General features: G+C 25.8%; 2 protein-coding genes. Both read right to left on the minus strand.

Annotation, left to right across the window (positions count from 1 at the left end; translation table 11 throughout):
- Window positions 1-344: 344 nt before the first annotated feature.
- On the minus strand, window positions 345-1,052 hold the full coding sequence (locus Q0087_RS09465; RefSeq protein WP_297899838.1) for a hypothetical protein: 708 nt from the start codon (window positions 1,050-1,052) through the stop codon (window positions 345-347).
- Window positions 1,053-2,472: 1,420 nt separating this feature from the next.
- The gene (locus Q0087_RS09470; protein WP_297899841.1) at window positions 2,473-4,428 is read right to left on the minus strand and encodes a DUF5906 domain-containing protein; all 1,956 of its coding nucleotides are present in this window, start codon (window positions 4,426-4,428) and stop codon (window positions 2,473-2,475) included.
- Window positions 4,429-4,633 lie beyond the last annotated feature (205 nt).

The raw sequence follows: 4,633 nt of genomic DNA on the forward strand, positions 1-4,633 counted from the left end.
TGATGTTCCTGTGATGTTGTTGTTGACGAAGGTTATATTGGTGTTGTTGCTGCTGTCTGCACCCAGAGAAACACCATAGTATGTTCCTGTGATGTTGTTGTTGACGAAGGTTATATTGGTGTTGTTGCTGCTGGATGCATCCAGATAAACACCAACTGATGTTCCTGTGATGTTGTTGTTGACGAAGGTTATATTGGTGTTGTTGCTGCTGTCTGCACCCAGAGAAACACCATAGTATGTTCCTGTGATGTTGTTGTTGACGAAGGTTATATTGGTGTTGTTGCTGCTGGATGCATCCAGATAAACACCAACTGATGTTCCTGTGATGTTGTTGTTGACGAAGGTTATATTGATGTTGTTGCTGCTGTCTGCAACAGATAAACACCCTCGTATGTTCCTGTGATGTTGTTGCCTGTAAAGGTTATATTACTATCACAACCTACAGCTCTTATACGAACACCATTAGAATTACTTGGGCCATTACCAATTATAGTATTACCTACTAAAGAGACATCTATAATTGCTCCACTATAATCTGGAGCATAAATATAAACCGCCCCATAATCCCAATAATCAACTAAAGAGTTAATAGTATTGTTTTCAATCTTTATTCCTTTTAAATCAGCACCATCACTACCAATATTAATACTAATATCATTAGTTGTAATATTATTATCAACAATTGTCAAACCACCACTATTAGATTTTATACCTGTATCAAAACCAATAATAGTTAAATTTATTATGCGAACGTTCACTGAAGTAATGTTAAATAAAGTACCAGTTCCTGATATTACTACACCACCTTTACTTTGACCAATGATAGTTGCATTACGCTTAACATCAATTTGACTAAAAGTATAATCTCCATCAGCAAGACGAATCTCCAAATCATCATCGACATCAGTATCAATAACATTTTGAATATCAGAAGTAGTATTACTATTATCCATATCATAAGTAGCTGCACTAACAGCTGATAAACTAAAAAGTAATAAAACAGCTGAAATAGCTAAAACAATTGAAATAAAACGTTTATTTGTCACAAACAAGATTTTCACCTCCTGATCCAATCAATTTATACAATAATTATTATTTTATACAATAACATAAATGAGGTAATGCTCACTATGTTACAATTAATATGTTACCCTAATCATATAAAAAGATTTCTATAAATACAAAAAATTAATCATAAAACAATATCTCATTAAAATATAAATCAACAAAAATAAGAAATAACTGTTAAAAGAATAAAAAAGCAATAATGAATAATAAATTTCTAAAATAAAACAAATAAAGTAATACAAAAAATAAAACAAATAATATAAGATAATAAATAAAAATAAATATTATAATAGCTTTAAATTGATAAATAGTATTTATAATAAAATATAATCAAGTGTATGCTAATAAAAATAGGAATAAATAGATAATAAATAATATAAATTAAATAAAAAGTAAAGAAAAATAAAAATAACAACTAAATAAAATATATGTTGAATTATAGAAATTAAATAAAAATAAAAAAATAATATAATATTAAAAAAATCAAAATAGCTGTTATCATACCAAAGTCAACTATAAATAAATAGAAATGGGAAAAAACAATGAAATTAAGTTATTATACTATAGAAAAATAAAAAAAATAAGTTAAATAACCACTTTAAAACAAACATATAAATAATAAATAATGGTTTAAAAACAACAATCTAATAAAAGAATAGAAATTATAATTAAAAACAACAATTTGAAATTTTCACAGGAACATACGAGGGTGTTTATCTGTTGCAGACAGCAGTATCAATACCAATAAACCAAATTCACAACCCAACATCACAGGAACATCCGGTGGTGTTTATCTGGATGCATACAGCAGGAATAAGCCAATTAACCGAGACTACACAACATCACAGGAACATCAGTTGGTGTTTATCTGGGTGCATCCAGCAGCAACGATGCCACATATAACCAAGTCAATACAACATCACAGGAACATACGATGGTGTTGATCTGTATGCATACAGCGATAACAATACCAATAAACCGAAGTCAAATTCAACAATCACAGGAACATACTATGGTGTTTCTCTGGGTGCAGACAGCGATAACAATACCAATAGACCAAATTCACAACTCAACATCACAGGAACATCATACTATGGTGTTTATCTGTATGCAGCCAGCAGTTACAATACCAAATATAACCAAGTCAATACAACATCACAGGAACAGACTATGGTGTTGCTCTGGGTGCATATAGCAGTAACAACAAAAAAAATATAAAAACACAGAAATCATCCAAATAAAAACCAATATCCTCAAAAAAGTTATAAAAATACCATATTTTATTTTTATAAAAATGTCTTTTCACTAAATTATTAAAAAATAATAAAATCTAAAGTAAATAAGAACTTTAAACAACTTTTTAAATTCTTATTATATCTATAAATACAATAAAACCATTAAAAACTAATCATTTTTTAAAAAATCCCATAATTCATAATTTTTACATAAATAAGGATAATATCGTTTAGATTTTTTATAATCAACTTTTGTGCCATAAACTTGATTATCTATTTTGAAATCTAAATCAAAAGTTGATTTGATTGCTTTAGAAATTAATCTACCATCAATATCGCCTTCACTATTATATGATAATTCAACTCCTTCACTATTAGCTAATTTCTTTAATAAATCTCTTAAATCCCTAACATAAATTTTATCAGTAGAATTTATATCAAAACCTGAAATTAATTTACTTATTAAGAAATTTAAAGGAGTTGTATGCTTTTGAAGAAGTAATTTAGTTTCATTCAAACTTTTTTTAAGTATAAAATCCCTATCGGCAGATTTTTTAGCTTTATAAGCCATTAAAGATTCAAAAATCAATTTTTGGATAGCTTTATCATTATTAGTTATTGAAGATAATATATTCTTATTTTCTTCACTAGTTCCCCTAAATTTATGTAGAAACTCAATAAAAACTAACCTATCAATAAATGCATCATCAAGCTTTTTAAAAACTGGAATTTCATTAGCCATTATAATAATTTTAGCTACCTCTTTATTTGGAATAATTGTATGTGGTTTGTTTTTAGGATTAACCTGTAAATCATCATTACCAGACAACTGTTTTAATATTGCCATATTTTCAACCAATGCATCATCAGAATCACGAACTATATTGATTTGTTTACCAACTAAAGAAGATGTACCATGAGAAGTATTCATATCCCTAATTTTAAGATCTGCGATTTTATGACTACCAAAAATTAAAGACAAAATATTAACTAAAAGACTTTTTCCAGAACCACCGATACCAACTATGAAAATTAATATTTCTTCCTTATTTCCACTAGTAAATAAATAACCAATAATCTCTTTTAACCCTTTAATATAATTATCAGTAAGTTTAGATGAGCCTCTCTTTAAAGAAGTTTTCAAATAATCATCAATAATAGTATTATCTTTAATATTATTTTTATACTTATAATCAACTTCAATTAATGAAAATATTGGTTTTTTAGGTTTTTTAATAAATTTCATTTTATTCATATCATATATTCCATTTTTAAAACGAATAAAATCATATTGAGGGCTTAATCTATTTCCAATATGAGATAATGCAGTGTTGATATCTTTAATATTAACATATTCTTTATCATCTATTAATTTATCAACTATTCTTTTCAAATCATCTAAAGTGATATTTTTATATCCATTAGACTCTCTATCTAATTTGTAAATTGTTCCATAATCTTTTCTTAAGATTACATTTTCTTTATTGCTTAATAGTTTAGCAAGAATCATATTACTTTTAGCAATATTTTTCCGATTTTTATAATTATTTCTAATTTTTTCAATTAAAAGATCAAATTCAGATAAAGTAAATATTTCCCTTGCATCTTCAATAAGATTGTAAATTGGATCCCCCTCAGGATAATTAGAAGTATTGTTTGAGCTAATACCTTCTATTATATTAATAATATCTAAAATTAATTCAAAAAAATCGGGCAAATTTAAATTATTAGGCACTTTAGAAATTTCAGAATCCAAAAAATCCATAGAAACTTTAGAATCATGGGAAATATTAGAACTATTAAGAATATTAGAAAGATTAGAAAGATTAGAAAGATTAGAAAGATTATCAAATTCAAAATTATCATTTATAAAATTTTTAATTTTATCATTAAGTAAAAAATACAGCGAATCTTCCTCAAAACTTTCAGAAGAATCTACTAAAACAGGAGGGTTAGAGTATTCAATAATTGATTTTTTAATACCAAAATCCCCTTTAATTATAATCCAATATTCTTTTAAAGGAATATATAATAAATAAACAGTTATATCTTTTATATCTCTACCTTTGGAAATAATAACATCCCCAATGGTAATTTTCCTATTATTATCCACTAGTATATCCATAAAAAGCAAACCTCAAATTATCAAAAAACACATTTAATTTATTAACATAGCAATTTACAAAAAACTATTAAATTAAAGAGAGCATTCATTATATTATAAAATAATATTAATAAAAAACTATTATAAATATTTTATTATAAAATCATTAGATAATAATAAACAAGAGAAGAAATATAGAATTTAAATGATAAATATAATCATATGA

Origin of the sequence: uncultured Methanobrevibacter sp. (assembly GCF_937881195.1) — an archaeon.
Classification (GTDB): Archaea; Methanobacteriota; Methanobacteria; order Methanobacteriales; family Methanobacteriaceae; genus Methanobinarius.

Excerpts from the sequence above, each read along its gene's own strand:
- Q0087_RS09470 (WP_297899841.1), bottom strand. The coding sequence starts at position 4,428 with ATGGATATACTAGTGGATAATAATAGGAAAATTACCATTGGGGATGTT.